Source organism: Mucilaginibacter gossypii, assembly GCF_900100945.1.
In the GTDB taxonomy this organism is placed as follows: Bacteria; Bacteroidota; Bacteroidia; order Sphingobacteriales; family Sphingobacteriaceae; genus Mucilaginibacter; species Mucilaginibacter gossypii.
This window is the reverse complement of sequence record NZ_FNCG01000029.1, coordinates 13,694-30,319: the sequence shown is the minus strand read 5'-3', so window position 1 is coordinate 30,319 and position 16,626 is coordinate 13,694. Positions and strand designations below refer to the sequence as shown.

Below are 16,626 nucleotides of genomic sequence, written 5' to 3'. Positions count from 1 at the left end.
AAAATTATTTTATGTTCTGCTATGAAAGTCGCGAACAGGTATGGTATTCAACAAAAAAGGCCTTGTGTTATTCACAAGGCCCAATATTTATTCGCCTAAAGCGGTTTTGAAATCGTCGAGCAAATCGTCGAGGTCTTCAATACCTACCGAGAGGCGGATCATGCTTTCAGGAATGCCCATTTCTGCGCGGCGCTCGGCACCAAGTTCAAAGAAAATGGTTTGTGCAACCGGTATGGCCAGGGTACGTGTATCACCAAGGTTGCTTGATTTTACAACCAGTTTCAGTTTATTTAAAAATGCCAGGCAGTTGATACTTTCATCAAGCTCAATGCTCATCAAGCCGCCATAGCGTGTAAATAACTCACCGGCCAATTCATGCTGCGGGTGCGATTCAACGCCCGGGTAAAATACCTTTTTAACTTTTGGGTGATTATCGAAATATTTAGCCAGTGCCAAAGCGTTGCTGCAGGCACGGTCAAGGCGCAGGGCCAGGGTTTCGGCACCAACAGATATTGTATGTGCAGCTTCGGGTGATAAAGTGCCACCGGCGTCACGTAACCCTTTCTTACGGATCTGGGTCATGCCCAGGTTCTCTGGTTTTACAGCTGCTTTAAATCCGGGGAAAATATTTGGGTAGTTTGCCCAATCAAACAAGCCGGTATTCGTAACCGCGCCACCGAGGGCGTTGCCATGACCGCCAATGTATTTGGTAAGTGAATTAATCACTAAACTTGCTTTAACATTAATTGGGTTAAACAGGTATGGCGAGGTCATGGTGTTATCAACAACGTACATAATGCCTTTTTCCTCGCACAGGTCGCCAATGTTTTTTAGGTCGGCAATTTGCGTGGCCGGGTTGGCAATAGTTTCAACAAACACCATGCGGGTATTTGCTTTTACTGCCGCGCGTACATTATCAACCGAGGTAGCATCAACAAAATCAATACTGATACCCATATCAATAAATGTTTGGAAAATGCTGCGGCTGTTCCCAAACAGGAACGAGCTGGCTACGATATGGTCAGTACCTTTAATAAGGGCCATCACCGTTGCCGAAATTGCCGCCATACCGGTTGAGAAAGCGATACTTGATACCCCATGTTCCATTTGAGTTACCTTTTGCTCCAGAGCGGTAACAGTTGGGTTACCCTGGCGTGAATAAGCGTAACCACTTTTTTTATTTTGGAAAATATCAACCAGGTCCTGCACATCCTCGTGCCCGTAGGTTACAGAGGTGTGGATGGGTTTATGTAATGAACCATGCTCGGGTTTACCAAGCCGGTCGGCATGTAATATGGTGGTAGTGAAGCCTTTTTTTGTACTCATTTTTAATCCTATTAATTAGATATACATAATAGCGGTTGCGAACTTAATTAATTACGCACTAATTACACGAATGGAATTAGCACTAATTGCACTAATGATAACGAATTGACACAAATACTTATAAGGCGTTTGCAATTTGATCGAATTACACGAATTACTTATCTATAGCGAATAAGATTAATGAAATTCGCCTAAATTGTGACCAACATAAATTAATTCGTGTAAAAATTATGAGGGCTGTACTACAACGCGTTACCCAGGCAAGCTGCACAGTAGATGGAAATGTTACAGGCGAAATAGGTGTCGGATTTTTGGTATTATTAGGGATTGAAGATGCCGATACCCCAGAGGATATGCAGTGGCTTGCTAATAAAATTACAGGCATGCGTGTTTTTGGCGACGAGAACGGACTTATGAATAAAGCCCTTGCCGATGTTAACGGGGATATACTATTGATATCACAGTTTACCCTTTTCGCTCAAACTAAAAAAGGAAACCGCCCGTCGTTTCTGCGGGCTGCCAAGCCGGATAAAGCTATCCCGATGTACGAACAAATGGTTCAAACGCTTGAAACATTAACAGGCAAAAAGATAGCAACAGGCATTTTTGGTGCTGATATGAAAATCAACCTGCTTAATGATGGTCCGGTTACTATTATAATGGATACGAAGGATAGAGAGTTTTAACACGAATATTTTGCGTGTCGATTACAATTAGATCGAATTACACGAATCCATGTTTGACACGAATCCTTGCTCTCTGAAGAGAATTATTTTGAATTACACGAATTGTTTTTTATCGACTCCTCGGGAGAGTTAATTAAATAATTGATGAAATTAAAATCATTCTATATTTTGGTCACCAATTCTGTTAACCGTGGTTGAAATCTTATTTAAGGAAGAATCTTACAAAATTATCGGGGCATGTTTTGAGGTTCATAACATATTGGGGCACGGATTTAAAGAAGCAGTTTATAAGGATGCCCTCGAGTTTGAGTTTGCCAGGTTAAATATCCCATTTGTACGAGAAAGACCATTTACCATTACATATAAAGAACAAAAACTCAAGCATTTCTTTGTTGCTGACTTTGTAGTTTATGACGGTATCATTCTCGAAGTAAAAATAGGCAATTACATCGGCGACCCATATATCAAACAAACGCTTAACTACTTAAAAGCCTCTGGCCTCAAATTAGGCCTTGTAATAAATTTCGGAAAACCTTCAATTGAATATCAACGAGTTGTTTTCTAAAAAAGGATCCGGCTATCTAATCACCCACGCCAATTCGTATAATTCGATCCTATTATCTACGCCAAGCAAAGATTCGTGTCAAACATGGATTCGTGTAATTCGCTCAAATTTTATTCATAATGCAAATCCATTCGTGATAAAATCTTATTACGCCAATCCTTCTTCAATCCTTGCCTGCAAATCTGCTTTAAAAGCATCATCAAGTTTCAGCTCATTTTTTAGCGAATCATGAAATAGCTGCTGCACCATATCATTAATAACGCGGCTTTGTTTATTGTATAATACGCACACGCCGCAACCGGCCAGGTGAATGCGCAGTTCCATTTCCTCGCGGAAGCTAAGCCGTTTAAGCTGTTTTTTTTCGATGAGGAAAGTAGCTTGTTTACAGTTATATATAATTTTTTTTAAATAGCTCATTTCAGTTTAATTCCAGTTTTTTTGAAGGCAGGCCCTCAGGTTAACTTTTGCCCGGTGAATGATAACCCAGAAGTTGGCCTGGCTAACATGCAGTTCGGTGCAAATATTTTCGGTAGCCGCATCGTCTATGTGTTTCATGGTAAATACTGCGTTCCACAGGGCAGGTAATTTTTGCAGGCATTTTTGCAGAATGCTGTTCAGCTCTTTTTTTAACAAAGGATCCTGGTCGTCCATTGCCGCGATGGGCTGTGGAGCATATTCAGCTTTCCAGTGCCCATTGTCTTCCTCAAAAAAATCATCCTGCTCCTGAGCTGCTTTATTAGCCGAAGCTATAGCCAAACCTGATGATTTTTTGCGGTATACATCAATAATCTTATTTTTAAGGATAGCGGTAAGCCACGTTCGTTCGGTGCTTTTGCCCTCAAACCGGTCCACTTTTTCAAGGGCTGCCAAAAAAGTTTCCTGTACCAGGTCTTTGGCCGTATCCTCATCATTGATGCGCACAATGGCATACATATACAGGTAATCGGCATAGGCTGTAACCCATTTATGAGGGTTTAATACATTAGTTTCGGTTAACATGAAATGCGGTAATGCTAATACAATTACAGGCTTAGTCGGGCGCTGGGCTTAATCCTTACAAGATAAATTCAAATCTATTTTAATCCAAGACCTTCCTGATGATTACTAAGTTACGCTACGTGTCTTGATTTGAGCATATTATGCCGATATTTATATCAGCCAAAAAAGTAAAAAATTATTGTAAGGTTATCCCAATAAACCCGACAAAGCAGAAAAAATGTATATCATTTAAACTAAGTGAAATGAAAAAGATCAGAATATTTGCGTTTGTGTCGTTTGTTATAGGTGCAGTAATCATTTCTGTTGCATTCATAAATTGCAAAAGTGGAGCTAAAACCAACCAAAACGATAATTTAAAGTTTAATGGTAAAGGTTTTGCCCTTGTTGAACTGTTTACTTCCGAAGGCTGTTCAAGCTGCCCGCCTGCCGACGAGCTGGTTGCCAAAGTTCAAAAAGAGGTTGGCGATAAGCCCGTTTATATTTTAGCCTACCATGTTGATTACTGGAACCGTCTTGGCTGGAAAGACGTTTTCAGTAGTGCCGATTATTCAAAACGGCAAAATGAATATGCGCACTGGTTAAACTTGTCGCAGGTTTACACGCCGCAAATTGTGGTTAATGGTAAAACGGAGTTTGTAGGTTCGCAGGAGGAGCGTTTACGCAGCACTATTAAAAGCGGCCTGCAGGGGAGCGGCAGTGTTCAATTAAACTTAGGTGTTACTCTTAATGCGAATAATACAGCTTCGGTACAATACAAAGTTGAAGGCAATACCGGGAGCGCATCTAATGTGATATCATTGGCATTGGTTCAAAAACAAGCTGTTGTAAAAGTTGAGCGGGGTGAAAATGGTGGCCGCACATTGGCCCATGCTCAAATTGTACGAAACCTGCAAACCATGCCTTTAAACAAAAACAATGGCAGCGCAACTATTGCTTTGCCTGCCGGGGTTGAGGCCCGGGGATGGGAAGTAATAGGTTTTGTACAAAATACAAATAACGGTGCTGTTTTGGCAGCATCGAAAAGCCTGGTTAAAGTATCGGCGGATGTTGGGCAACAAGATAAAAACATACAATAGTTGTGTTGAATGGCATTAAGAGTATTTAGATGAAGATAATTAAAGAGAAACACCCGCTGTTAATGCGCTGGACGCATTGGGTAAACTTTCCCATCCTTACCATCATGATTTGGAGCGGGCTGCTCATTTACTGGGCCAATGATACTTACACTTTCACGCTCTTCGGTGTCACTTTTATTCGCTTTTTTCCGCAGGGCCTTTATGATGCGCTGCACATTCCCCGGCGACTGGCCGAGGGTATGGCTTTCCATTTTTTGTTTATGTGGTTTTTTGCGCTTAACGGCTTGTTGTATGTGTCATATACCATAATATCGGGCCAGTGGCGTGAGCTTGTGCCTAACCGGCATTCATTTAAAGAAGCCTGGCTGGTGGTTTTGCACGACCTGCACATCCGGAAAATGGCTCCGCCTCAGAATAAATACAACGCAGCTCAGCGAATTGCCTATACGGCTATTATTGTTATGGGGTTTGGCTCGCTGATAACAGGGCTGGCTATTTATAAGCCGGTGCAATTTAATTACCTCGCCTGGATTTGCGGAGGGTACCATTTGGCCCGCATCTGGCATTTTGTGCTCACCATTGGTTATGTATTGTTTTTCCTGGTGCATGTTGTTCAGGTAGTACTTGCCGGCTGGAACAACTTCAGATCGGTTATTTCGGGTTTTGAGGTAATAGATAAAAAGCCACTGCCCGCTATTCAAATTCAAAACGATGAAACTAACGAAAAAACTGAGTAAGGTTTTCAGCAAAAATAAAGGCCCCAAAAAGGAGCTTACAGTTGAGCAAAAGATCAGCCGCCGCAATTTTATTTCCTTCGGCAGCTTCCTGGTATTGGGCGGTGCCGCCTATGGGGGCTGGCGTTGGTTGTATACGTCGCCCAATGAGGTACCCGGTATAACGGGAGAGGCCCATAAGCCACTGCGCGCTGTGCTTAACGCCAATGAAAAGGTGGTGCGCCAATTATACAGTAATAAAAACCTGGTAAAAACCTATCCTAAAGAAATGGCCGCCAAGGTAGTGCGTCATAATAGTGATATAGGCTCGGAGGGTTTGATTGATGTAGGCAACTGGAAACTGTCGGTTAAAAAGCAGAATGGTGAGCTATTGAATATCGGTATCGATGAAATAAAGAAACTTCCTAAAACGGAGATCGTTTATGATTTTAAGTGCGTAGAGGGCTGGGACCAGATTTCGCACTGGGGCGGTGTAAAATTCAGCGATTTTATAGCTCACTTTAAGCTTGATGCCGAAACCCGGTTTGAGTATGTAGGCATGGAAACGCCCGACAAGGAATATTACGTGGGCGTTGACATGCCAAGCGCTATGCACCCGCAAACTTTGCTGGCCTATGAGGTGAACGAAAAACCCTTGCCGCCGAAGCATGGCGCGCCGCTAAGGCTCATTATCCCTGTAAAATATGGCATCAAAAACCTGAAACGGATAGGCAGCATAACCTTCAGCAATAGCCGTCCCCGCGATTACTGGGCCGAACAGGGTTATGATTATTACGCAGGGTTGTAAAAGACCAGTTAAACCGCCATTATATATTGATGTAATATTTGCATATTGCATTAAATGCCGGCCAATAAACTACCACTTTCCAAACAGCTTGCTTATGCCTGCGGAATGATAGGATGGAGCATCATGACCAATATTATCATTGTGATGCTGCCTTACTTTTACCTGCCGCCAAACAATGCCGGGCTTACTACGCTGGTACCCCAATTGTTACTTTTGGGCCTGTTCAATATCATGTCGGTAATCACAGCATCCGGGCGGTTGGTGGATGCTTTTTTTGATCCTTTTATTGCCTCGCTAAGCGATAAAAGCGAAAACCGTCGTGGGCGGCGCATTCCTTTTATGCAATGGGCTATTTTACCTGCCGCTTTATTTTGCGGATTAACCTTTTACCCCATGGTAAAGGGCGAAAGTATCCATAACGCTTACTGGCTTACCTTTACGCTTATTTGTTTTTTTATGGGCGCTACGGCCTATATTATCCCGTACAACGCCTTGCTGCCCGAGCTTACCCGCACAGGCAGCGAAAGGGTTAAACTATCATCATTACAACAGGTGGGTTTTGTAATTGGGATTATCTTATCGGCCATGGTCAATAACTTTGCCGACTGGGTACAACGCTTTGCCGGCACCCCCAATCGTGATACCGCCGTGCAGTACACCATTTGGGGGCTGGCCATATTTGCCGGGCTGGTAATGCTCGTACCTGTATTCGCCATTGACGAAAAGCGGTATTCAAATGGTCATCCCTCGCATTTATCACTCTTACCAGCTATTCAAAAAACCTTTCAAAATCGGAATTTCAAATATTACCTGATATCCGATTTTTCGTACTATATGGCATTAAGCATTATATCAAGCGGCTTACTGTTTTTTTTAAAATCGTTATTATATCTGCCCGAATCTATGGGCGGAGAACTTATGGCTACTATGGTACTGGTATCACTGCTGTTTTATCCGCTGGTTAATTACCTGTCGCAAAAGATCGGCAAAAAACCTATCGTGCTTTTTTCGTTCGCGTTACTGAGTTTGATTTTTGTGGCGATATTTTTCCTGGGCAAACTTCCATTTACACCGCAGGTGCAAATCTATACGCTGGTTATCAGTGCGTCGTTTCCGCTGGCCTCGCTGGGTATTTTGCCCAATGCTATACTTGCCGAAATAGCACAGAACGAGGCTAAACGTACCGGCGAGAACCGCGAGGGGATGTTCTTTGCGGTTAAATACCTGTTTGTAAAACTGGGCCAAACACTGGGTATTGCATTGTTTGCGTTTTTAACCATTTATGGAAAAGACCCGGGCAACGATTATGGCCTGCGCCTGAATGGTATTTGCGGTTGTGTGCTCTGTTTGCTGGCTTTTGTTTTCTTTAACCGGTTCAGGGAGCGCGGGAACAGGGGTAAAAAGAGAACCGCCCATCATTGAGCTTCATGTTCCGCCAGATCCTTAAAGGCAGGTAACGTGCCGCTGTGTAACCTGAAGCGGCTGTTTATCGGTTTGCGCTTCTGCAACGCAGGCAAAAAGAAGAGAAGCCATCAAAATGACTATGAGGTATTTGATTATGGTTGCACTCATTTTCCTTTGCCGTTAAATGTGTTATAAAACAATTTGCCCTTGTAGAATAAAAAAGGCCTGCCATTTGTTTTAAATGCAGGCCTTCAGGATATCAGTGTAAAAGCAATATTACACCAGGTTCTTTTTAATATAGCTGATACTTTGTGCAATGCTCACAAACGGATCGCCCGGGCAAACATCCTGCTCAACAAAGAAATATTTGAGGCCTGATTTTTTTGCCTGGGTAAAGATCTTTTTAAAGTCGATAACCCCGTTTCCAACTTCAGTAAATTTCTTTTCAGGGGTTTTGTCCATATCCTTAACATGCCACAGCGGGAAACGGCCCGGGTGTTTATCAATAAGGGCGATTGGGTCCTGGTTTGCTTTATTAACCCAATACAAGTCCATTTCCATTTTTACCAGGTCTTTATCAGTGTTCTCCAAAAGGATCTCATATGGGTATTTACCGTTTTCCTGTATAAATTCAAAGTCGTGGTTGTGATAGCAAAGTTGGATACCCGCGCCTTTACAGGTTTCGCCGGCTATATCAAGCATATTGGCCACGTTTTTATAATGGTCAAGATTGCCGCGCTCAGATTGCGAAAGATATGCGCAAACCATGTATTGCACACCGGCTTCGGCAGCGTCATCAACGGCTTTTTTCCAGTCGTTCATGATGGTTCCTTTTTGTTGTTCGCCGTTAACCAGCTCCTCACCTAAACGGTAATGCGCGCTCGGCATAATAAGGCCGTTTTGTTTTAAAACATTTGCAAAATCGCCGGGGCGCATGCCATAAAACAATTCGGTGCCGGTATAAGTTGCACCTTCCACAGATGTGAAACCTGTTTTGGCAACCTTTGCCAATGCAGCAACAGGGTCGGCAGCCATTGCATCACGCACAGTATATAATTGTAAGCCTATATATTTTTTATCATATGCAAACAAATTAGGAGCTGCCAACAGGCCTGCTGAAAGTAGCGCCGAAGTTTTTAGGAAAGATCGTCTGGTAGTCATTGGTTTATGATTTTTATGATTGGTTGTGTAAATATAACGCATTAAAAATGCCAAAACAAAGACCGAAATTACGCGGATTGGTTTAATGCTGGGGTATAGTATTGTAATTTTTACAGGTGTAGTTAATATTTATAAAAATATATAAAAGGAAAAAGCCGCTGTATGGCGGCTTTTTATATGCTTTGGGTAAAGTATTATCTTCCTTTTTTAATGTTGGGAAACTTCATTTTATAATCCACATCAACCATGCCTTTTGAAATATCGTTAAGTTTCTTTTCAATAAGTCGCTTACGCAGCGGGCTTAGCTTATCTGTAAACAGTTTGCCTTCAATATGGTCATATTCATGCTGGATAACGCGAGCGGCCATGCCCTTAAAAGTTTCTTCATGGTGTTTCCAGTCTGCATCATAATATGACATGCGTACAACCGGCTTGCGGTATACATCCTCGCGGATATCCGGAATGCTCAGGCAGCCTTCGTTAAAACCCCATTCCTCACCGGTTTCTTCCAGTATGGTAGCATTGATGAACGCTTTTTTGAAATCTTTCAGTTCCGGTTCGTCATCATCAAAGGGGGTGGCATCCACCACAAATAAACGCATTGACATGCCTACCTGCGGCGCTGCCAGGCCAACACCACGGGCCGCGTACATGGTTTCAAACATATTTTCAACCAGTTCTTTTATATGCGGATACTCGTCGGGCTCAATAGCTGTTGCTTTCTTTCTTAAAACAGGATCACCGTAGGCAATGATAGGATACTTCATCTTGCAAAAATAAAGGATTATTGCTTAGGCTCAAATAGCAAAGTGATCAAGCGGTTATTATCAAAAATTTCATTGCTGATGGTCAGCAATTGCTCGGCGCTTACCTGGTTAATTTTAGCAAAGATCTCTTCGAGGGTGTCAACACGGTTAAAATCAATCATGCTTTTGGCCATAGCTATAATGAGGCTCATGCGGTTTTCTTCCGCTAATGCTATTTGCCCGATGAACTTTTGCCGGGCCTGGTGCAATTGCAATGTGCCCAGCTTTTGTTCACGCAGTTTTTTCAGCTCCTTATGAATCAGTTTTGAAGCTTTGTTCGCTTTTTCGGTATCCGTACCAAAGTAAATAGAAAAGATGCCGGTGTCAGTTAAAGGAGTGTAATTTGATTCGACAGTATAGGCTATACCATGTTTTTCCCTGATTTCGAGGTTGAGCCTGCTGCTCATGCCCACCCCGCCCAGGAGGTTGTTAAGCAATAATAAGCCCCATTTGTGCTCATGCGACGATGAATAAGCCTGTGTGCCTATAATGCAGTGCGTTTGTGAGATAGGTTTGTTAACGATATGGATACTACCCGTACCTTGTACGGGCTTTACCCGATTTTTTTTAAGTTCATTTAAAGGCACATGACCGAAATACTTTTCAGACATGGCCACCAGTTTCCTGAACTCATAATTGCCGTGTACAGCAAAGATCATTTCGGTTGTATTATAGTTTGCCGCTATAAACCCCCGGATGTCGTCCCCGTTAAGCCTGCCAACGGTTTCGGGCGTACCTAAAATGTTTTGCCCCATGGGGTGCTCCTTAAACAGCAGCTCTTCAAAATCATCCTGTATGGCTTCTTCCGGTTGGTCAAGATAGGAAGCTATTTCATCTAAAATGACACCGCGCTCTTTCTCCTGTTCATCATCCGGGAACGTGGAATGAAATAATATATCCTCAAAAAGATCCATAGTGCGGTCAAGGTGCTGGTTAAGCAACGATGCGTGGATGCAGGTATATTCTTTAGTGGTATAAGCGTTAAGATCGGCGCCAACAAGCTCAAGTCTGTTCAGGATCTGACTGGTGTTACGGCGTTCGGTTTCTTTAAACAGCAGGTGCTCAATAAAATGGGCAAGGCCTTCCTGTCCCGGAGCTTCATCGCGCGATCCTGCGTTTACAATAAAGCAACAATGTGTAATTGCCGATGGCCAGTGCTTATACAGTATGCGGATACCATTAGGCAAAGTATAAAGTTGATAGTCAATCATTCGGCTGCAAAGATAAGCTTATATGTCACAATTATTTTTCACGCTATTGTAAGTGATTAATAGTATTTTAGGCGCTTAAAATCCAATTTCGCCGGGATTAATGTAAACGGCGGAACTATACTGCCTTTAAAAAACACAAACTAAACCCAATGACAAAACAAATAGCCGATCTGGAATTTGAGATACTACTAACTGCCGATAAGATTGAAGAACGTGTTAAAGCCATTGGCATACAATTAAATGAAGATTATAATAATAGCATACCCGTTTTTATAGGGGTACTCAGCGGCAGCTTTCTTTTTATAGCCGACCTGATCAAACAAGTGAGCATTCCCTGCGAAATTAACTTCACCAAATTAGCATCATACTATGGCGGTGTCTCCAGTACGTTAAAAATACGGGAAGATATTGATTTAACAGTCGATATTAAGGGACGCGATGTAGTTATTATTGAAGATATTGTTGATACGGGCAATACAGCTCACTATCTAATCCAGAAACTGAAGGAAAGAGAGCCCGCCTCATTAAGGTTATGCTCATTATTATTAAAGCCGGCCGCTCTTCAAAAAAAGATAGAGGAGCTTAAGTATGTAGGCTTTGAAATAGAAAACGAATTTGTAGTAGGTTATGGCCTTGATTACAAGGAAATGGGGCGTAATTTAAAAGATATTTATAAAAAAGTAGGATAAGAATAAACGGATCTTAACAGAAAATGTGGCAGTTGCTATTGAGACATAGCACATTACGGGTAATTTTTTTAACAGATGATTAAAACAATAGCTCCCTTGTTTCGTTTTAGGGTTTATGAAATATACATCTTTACTTTTATCAGGCTGCATAGCAGCATCGTTTTTGTTTTCTTCATGTGATAAAAAAGGGCCGGCTACTTCAACTGTTGCTATTACCATAACTGATGGCCAGACCGGCGCTGCATCGGCAGGTGCAACAGTAAAACTGTATGATGATGTAAATAAACCCAATACCGGGGAAGCGCCTTCATACACACTTACTACGGATGCGTCAGGAAAAGCGACTGCAGTAGTTGCCTATATAGGAGAGTATTACATTGTTGCTGAAAAAGGAACCCAAAAAAGCTATTACAATGGACTGATTCCGATAGGTATTTTTAAAACTCAGGCCGATATTGACAGCAGCCCTAAACAAACACCCGCAGCAATAATTGGTTCCGTGAAATTTAAGGACACCAATAACGATGGCGTTATCAACGATTCGGATAAAGCAAAAGCGCCGAATTTGTTTTTGCAAGAAGGACAAACGCTTAATTACAGCTTAGCGGTTTATTAATTTACAGAGAGACTCATTTTATAGTAAAGCTACCGGTGAAAATCGGTAGCTTTATTGTTATAGGTTGAACATTATGTTGTCGTGGGGATACGACAACAGGAGATGATTATATTATCCCCGCCACCTCGCTCAGCATCCTCAGCGCCTCGTCAACGCTGTCAATTCCCTCAATTCCCAAACGGAGCGTGTTTTTAACTTCTTTCAAATTAGTGCGCCTTGGGTTATTCTTCACAAAGTCGAGCACATTACGGAAGGCCTCGGTTTCAAAGTAACTTGATTGCTGGTTGGTGATAAAATAGCCACGCAAAACGTTTTTCTTGAGCGAGATTTTTTCAAAACCGATGGCCTTGCCCAGCCATTGCAACCGCAGGGTATTGAGTAAACCGTCAACCTGGGCCGGTACCGGGCCAAAACGGTCGTGCAATTTTTGTTGAAATGCCTGCAGTTCCACCTCGTTTTCCAGTTTGGAAAGCTCGGTATACAGGTTATATCGCTCGGAGAGATTGGTTACATACTCATCGGGGATGAGGATCTCCAGGTCGGTATCAATTTGGGTAAAAGAAATATAGGGGCGGGGCTTATCCTCGGGGAATACGCCTTTAAACTCATCGTCTTTAAGTTCCTGTATAGCCTCGTCGAGGATCTTATGATACATTTCAAAGCCTATTTCGGCAATGAAGCCGCTTTGTTCGGCGCCAAGCAGGTTACCGCTGCCACGGATATCCAAATCCCTCATAGCCACATTAAAGCCGCTGCCCAGGTCGCTGAACTCTTCAATGGCACTCAGGCGTTTGCGGGCCTCGCTGGTTAACGTTGACAAAGGCGGACTTAGCAAATAACAATACGCCTTTTTATTACTCCTGCCCACACGGCCACGCATCTGGTGCAGGTCGCTCAAGCCAAACATATGGGCGTAGTTGATGATAATGGTATTGGCATTGGGAATGTCCAGGCCGGCCTCAATAATGGTTGTAGCCACCAGCACATCATACTCGTGGTTCACAAATTTAAGCATTACATCTTCCAGGTCGTCACCTTCCAATTGGCCGTGAGCAATGCCGATACGTGCTTTAGGAACAAGCTTACGGATCATGCCGCCCAATTGCGGCAGATCGGCCACGCGGTTGTGGATAAAGAACACTTGTCCGCCGCGGTCAATCTCAAATTCAACCGCTTCTTTAATGAGTTTATCATTAAACACATGCAGCTCGGTAACAACCGGCTGACGGTTTGGCGGCGGAGTTGATATGATAGAAAGATCACGTGCACCCATTAACGAAAAATGAAGCGTTCGCGGAATGGGCGTTGCCGTTAAGGTAAGCGTATCCACATTAGCGCGCATCTGTTTCAGCTTCTCTTTGGTCGATACGCCAAACTTCTGCTCTTCGTCAATGATCATCAGGCCAAGGTCTTTGAATTTCACATCCTTGCTTACCAAACGATGTGTGCCTATGATGATATCTACCTTGCCTTCTTTCAGTTTTTCCAAGGTATCCTTGATCTGCCTGGTTGATTTAAAGCGGTTAACATAATCAATATTGGCAGGGAACCCCTTGAGCCTGTCGGTAAAGGTTTTGTAATGTTGTGCTGCCAGGATAGTTGTTGGTACCAATATGGCCACCTGCTTGCTATCGGCAACAGCTTTAAATGCTGCGCGAACAGCTACTTCAGTTTTACCAAAACCCACGTCGCCGCAAATGAGGCGGTCCATAGGGTGGGGCGACTCCATATCTTTTTTGAAATCGGCCGTGGCTTTTTCCTGGTCGGGAGTGTCCTCGTACAGGAATGATGCCTCCAGTTCGGTTTGCAGGTAGCTATCGGGCGAAAAGGCATTGCCATGCTGGGCTTTACGAAGGGCGTAAAGCTTGATCAGGTCGCGGGCTATGTCCTTAACTTTTTTTTTTGTTGTTTTCTTCAAACGTTCCCAGGTGTCGGTACCCAGCTTGTTCATTTTGGGAACGGAACCTTCTTTGCCGCTGAATTTGGAAATGCGGTTAAGTGAGTTGATGTTCACATACAGCAGGTCGTTATCAGCATAAATCAGGCGGATCATTTCCTGTTGTTTGCCGTTCACGTCAACCTTTTCCAAACCCGCATATTTGCCGATACCGTGGTCGATATGCGTAACATAATCGCCAGGTTTAAGGTCGCGGAGCTCTTTTAGTGTAATAGCTTGGGAACGCTGGTAGCCCTTGCGGGTTTTGTATTTATAGTAACGGTCAAAGATCTGGTGATCGGTATAGCAGGCTATTTTCTGCTCATGATCAATAAAACCTTCGCGTACGGAGATGCTTATAGGAGTAAATTTTACCTTTTTATCCAGGTCGTCCAAAATGGCGTATAAACGCTCAACCTGTTTGGCCGAATCGGTGAAGATGAAATTCTCGATCTTATCGGCCTCGTTGTTTTTAAAGTTGTGGATGAGCAGCGTAAAATCTTTATTGAACGATGGCTGCGGCCGCATATCAAAATTGATAGCGGTGGCGTCATGGTAAAAGAACTGCTTTCCAAACTCTACCACAGGAAAATCATGCAATTGATCGCCTATTAGCTTTTCGTCGGTAAAACCAAATTTGGGATCTATCCAATCAGGGTTTTGCGCTTTTTCATCTGCAGAGAGAGCTTTCCAAAGGTTTACAGCCTTTTTATAACCGGTTTGGATAATGTCCAGCGTAAACTGAACATCTTTGATCCACACCTGTGTACCTGCTTCAACATATTCAAGCAGGGAGATATTATTCTCCGTTAGAAATTTAGATTGTACGTTGGGAACAATGGTAATGCTTTTAACATGCTCAACCGACAGCTGGCTCTCGATTTCAAACGTACGGATCGACTCAATGAAATCACCAAAAAACTCAACCCGGTAGGGGAGCATATGCGAAAAAGAGAAGATATCAACAATGCCGCCACGGATAGAAAATTGCCCCGGCTCATATACAAAATCAACCCGCTCAAAATCATACTCTATCAAAAACTCGTTGATGAAATCAATACTGAGCTTGTTGCTAACGGCTATTTCGAGGGTGTTTTTTTCAAGCGATGAACGATCGATCACCTTTTCGGCCAAAGCCTCGGGATAAGTTACAATGAGCTGGCCATATTCTGAACTGTGGTTAAGCTCGTTCAAAACCTCGGCACGGGCCAGTACATTACTGCTATCGGGCTGGGTAAATTCAAAAGGCTTGCGGTATGATGAAGGGAACAGCAGGGCTTCTTTACCGGTAAGGTTTTCCAGGTCGGCCTGGAAATAACCTGCTTCTTCGCGGTCGGGCAGTACAAATACCATGTGTTTGTGCTGCAAAAAATACAATGCTACCGCCATGGCCGAATCACTTGATCCCACCAAACCACGCAGCTGTACCCTTGGATTTTTTGATGCGTTAAGCGCAGTGGCCAACGTTTTTATCCGGTCATCAGCCTTATATCTGTCTAATATATCACGGATGTTCAAACCGCGGCAAAGATAAACAAAAAAGGAAAGCCAAAATAAAAAAGCGTTGGGCTAAAAATTAATGCAAACAATATGACGGCTTATTTACTTTTTAATGATAAATTTATGTATGTAAACGCGCATACCGATTTATAAATCAATCTTAATTATATAATTATGAAGAATGCAGTGTTATCAGGGGGTATCATCGGCGTATTAAGTGTCATCTGGATTTTTGCTATGCCACGGCTTGGCGTTATGCCGCAAAAAGACGTTGTGGCCCCAGTCGAATACTTTTCATTTATTATACCGGCTATCGGTCTTTTTTTCGGCATCATGAGTTATCGAAAAAACGAGTGTAATGGCCAGATGGGCTTTTTAGAAGCTCTTTTTCAAAGCTTTAAAATATTAATTGTAGGCGGCATCATAGCCGTTTTTGGCTCAATACTTTATATTAGCTACGTTTCATCATCGGGCGATAACATAAAGGATTTTTCTGAACGGATTTTTGGTGCATTGATAGTTGGGGTGCTGCTCGCCTTTGCGGTATCGTTGTTATTCACCAACAAAGCAAACAAACTTGATTAAGCGTTATTTTTCAAAATATTTTGAACTCTTGTTCTGGACAGCCGCGATGCTTTCATTGGCGATGACCTCGCCAACGGAAGCATCACACTTCACCTTGTGTCCTCTTAAGCTGATGGGCATAGGCTGGTGCCCGGGCTGCGGCTTAGGGCATAGTATTATTTATCTTTTTCATGGCGATATCAGCAATTCTTTCCGTGCCCACTGGCTTGGCATTCCTGCCGTAGCCGTGATCTTTAACCGGATTTATGTACTTACCAAAGCGAGGCTGCTGGAAAGGAATCAGTTTAAGAGCCTTACCTAAATTTTATAAATCATGTCATTGCGAGGAGCGGGAGGGGCATGATCAGGGCGCGACGTGGCAAGCGCATGCTATACAGGTTGGCCATCCTTCCCTGCGATTGCTTCGTTCTGTATAATGATGTGATTGTAAGTTTTTGATTATTAGGTGCGTTTTTGATCGATATTATAAATTGGGGCGTTGCCTGCGGCCCGTGCTATCCCCTCATACTGCGCAGGCCTTAGCCACAGGCAGGTATCCGCTCCTA

At 43.1% G+C, this 16,626-nt stretch carries 18 protein-coding genes; 10 read left to right on the top strand and 8 right to left on the bottom strand.

The window, feature by feature from the left end:
* Positions 1-87 precede the first annotated feature (87 nt).
* Positions 88-1,326, bottom strand: a complete 1,239-nt coding sequence (locus BLS28_RS29255) for a cystathionine gamma-synthase family protein (RefSeq protein WP_091176119.1) — start codon at positions 1,324-1,326, stop codon at positions 88-90.
* 230 nt (positions 1,327-1,556) lie between these two features.
* Here BLS28_RS29255 and dtd point away from each other — a divergent pair, with 230 nt between their 5' ends.
* Positions 1,557-2,012 carry a D-aminoacyl-tRNA deacylase gene (gene dtd / locus BLS28_RS29250; RefSeq protein ID WP_091176117.1) on the top strand — a complete coding sequence of 152 codons (456 nt, stop codon included), beginning with the start codon at positions 1,557-1,559 and terminating at the stop codon, positions 2,010-2,012.
* 190 nt (positions 2,013-2,202) lie between these two features.
* Entirely contained in the window at positions 2,203-2,577 is a 375-nt protein-coding gene (locus BLS28_RS29245; RefSeq protein WP_091176114.1) for a GxxExxY protein, read from the top strand.
* Positions 2,578-2,724: 147 nt separating this feature from the next.
* Here the strand turns inward: BLS28_RS29245 and BLS28_RS29240 are convergent, their stop codons facing one another.
* A complete protein-coding gene (locus BLS28_RS29240; protein ID WP_091176111.1) occupies positions 2,725-2,994 on the bottom strand; it encodes a hypothetical protein in 270 nt (89 codons plus the stop codon).
* Between the two features lie 6 nt (positions 2,995-3,000).
* A complete protein-coding gene (locus BLS28_RS29235; protein WP_091176109.1) occupies positions 3,001-3,576 on the bottom strand; it encodes a sigma-70 family RNA polymerase sigma factor in 576 nt (191 codons plus the stop codon).
* 242 nt (positions 3,577-3,818) lie between these two features.
* Here BLS28_RS29235 and BLS28_RS29230 point away from each other — a divergent pair, with 242 nt between their 5' ends.
* From BLS28_RS29230 to BLS28_RS29215, 4 genes are read left to right on the top strand one after another with little or no spacing between them, the layout of a single operon-like run.
* Complete coding sequence (locus tag BLS28_RS29230; RefSeq protein WP_091176165.1) at positions 3,819-4,652, top strand: DUF1223 domain-containing protein; 834 nt, start codon at positions 3,819-3,821, stop codon at positions 4,650-4,652.
* A gap of 29 nt (positions 4,653-4,681) precedes the next feature.
* On the top strand, positions 4,682-5,389 hold the full coding sequence (locus BLS28_RS29225) for a cytochrome b/b6 domain-containing protein (protein ID WP_176844595.1): 708 nt from the start codon (positions 4,682-4,684) through the stop codon (positions 5,387-5,389).
* Positions 5,364-6,173, top strand: a complete 810-nt coding sequence (locus BLS28_RS29220) for a molybdopterin-dependent oxidoreductase (protein WP_091176107.1) — start codon at positions 5,364-5,366, stop codon at positions 6,171-6,173. Before BLS28_RS29225 ends, BLS28_RS29220 begins: the two co-directional genes overlap by 26 nt.
* A gap of 54 nt (positions 6,174-6,227) precedes the next feature.
* A complete protein-coding gene (locus tag BLS28_RS29215) occupies positions 6,228-7,595 on the top strand; it encodes an MFS transporter (RefSeq protein ID WP_091176104.1) in 1,368 nt (455 codons plus the stop codon).
* 21 nt (positions 7,596-7,616) lie between these two features.
* On the opposite strand, the gene BLS28_RS31450 is transcribed toward BLS28_RS29215, so the two are convergent.
* From BLS28_RS31450 to BLS28_RS29200, 4 genes are all read right to left on the bottom strand, one after another.
* Positions 7,617-7,745 (bottom strand): hypothetical protein, encoded by a 129-nt coding sequence (locus BLS28_RS31450; RefSeq protein ID WP_256337577.1) that lies wholly within the window; start codon positions 7,743-7,745, stop codon positions 7,617-7,619.
* Between the two features lie 108 nt (positions 7,746-7,853).
* Positions 7,854-8,738 (bottom strand): sugar phosphate isomerase/epimerase family protein, encoded by an 885-nt coding sequence (locus tag BLS28_RS29210; protein WP_090533817.1) that lies wholly within the window; start codon positions 8,736-8,738, stop codon positions 7,854-7,856.
* Between the two features lie 194 nt (positions 8,739-8,932).
* Positions 8,933-9,505 carry a peptide deformylase gene (gene def / locus BLS28_RS29205; RefSeq protein ID WP_091176101.1) on the bottom strand — a complete coding sequence of 191 codons (573 nt, stop codon included), beginning with the start codon at positions 9,503-9,505 and terminating at the stop codon, positions 8,933-8,935.
* 17 nt (positions 9,506-9,522) lie between these two features.
* Positions 9,523-10,752 (bottom strand): M16 family metallopeptidase, encoded by a 1,230-nt coding sequence (locus BLS28_RS29200; protein WP_176844596.1) that lies wholly within the window; start codon positions 10,750-10,752, stop codon positions 9,523-9,525.
* A gap of 152 nt (positions 10,753-10,904) precedes the next feature.
* On the opposite strand from BLS28_RS29200, the gene hpt reads away from it, so the two are divergent.
* Both hpt and BLS28_RS29190 read left to right on the top strand, forming a co-directional pair.
* Entirely contained in the window at positions 10,905-11,444 is a 540-nt protein-coding gene (gene hpt, locus BLS28_RS29195; protein ID WP_091176095.1) for a hypoxanthine phosphoribosyltransferase, read from the top strand.
* 115 nt (positions 11,445-11,559) lie between these two features.
* Positions 11,560-12,060, top strand: a complete 501-nt coding sequence (locus BLS28_RS29190; protein WP_090533461.1) for a hypothetical protein — start codon at positions 11,560-11,562, stop codon at positions 12,058-12,060.
* Between the two features lie 106 nt (positions 12,061-12,166).
* On the opposite strand, the gene mfd is transcribed toward BLS28_RS29190, so the two are convergent.
* Positions 12,167-15,514 carry a transcription-repair coupling factor gene (mfd, locus tag BLS28_RS29185; protein WP_091176092.1) on the bottom strand — a complete coding sequence of 1,116 codons (3,348 nt, stop codon included), beginning with the start codon at positions 15,512-15,514 and terminating at the stop codon, positions 12,167-12,169.
* A 156-nt stretch (positions 15,515-15,670) separates the two neighbouring features.
* On the opposite strand from mfd, the gene BLS28_RS29180 reads away from it, so the two are divergent.
* Together BLS28_RS29180 and BLS28_RS29175 are read left to right on the top strand one after the other, a co-directional pair.
* A complete protein-coding gene (locus BLS28_RS29180; RefSeq protein WP_091176089.1) occupies positions 15,671-16,081 on the top strand; it encodes a DUF4199 domain-containing protein in 411 nt (136 codons plus the stop codon).
* The gene (locus BLS28_RS29175; RefSeq protein WP_243770653.1) at positions 16,074-16,382 is read left to right on the top strand and encodes a DUF2752 domain-containing protein; all 309 of its coding nucleotides are present in this window, start codon (positions 16,074-16,076) and stop codon (positions 16,380-16,382) included. Before BLS28_RS29180 ends, BLS28_RS29175 begins: the two co-directional genes overlap by 8 nt.
* Positions 16,383-16,626: the final 244 nt, after the last annotated feature.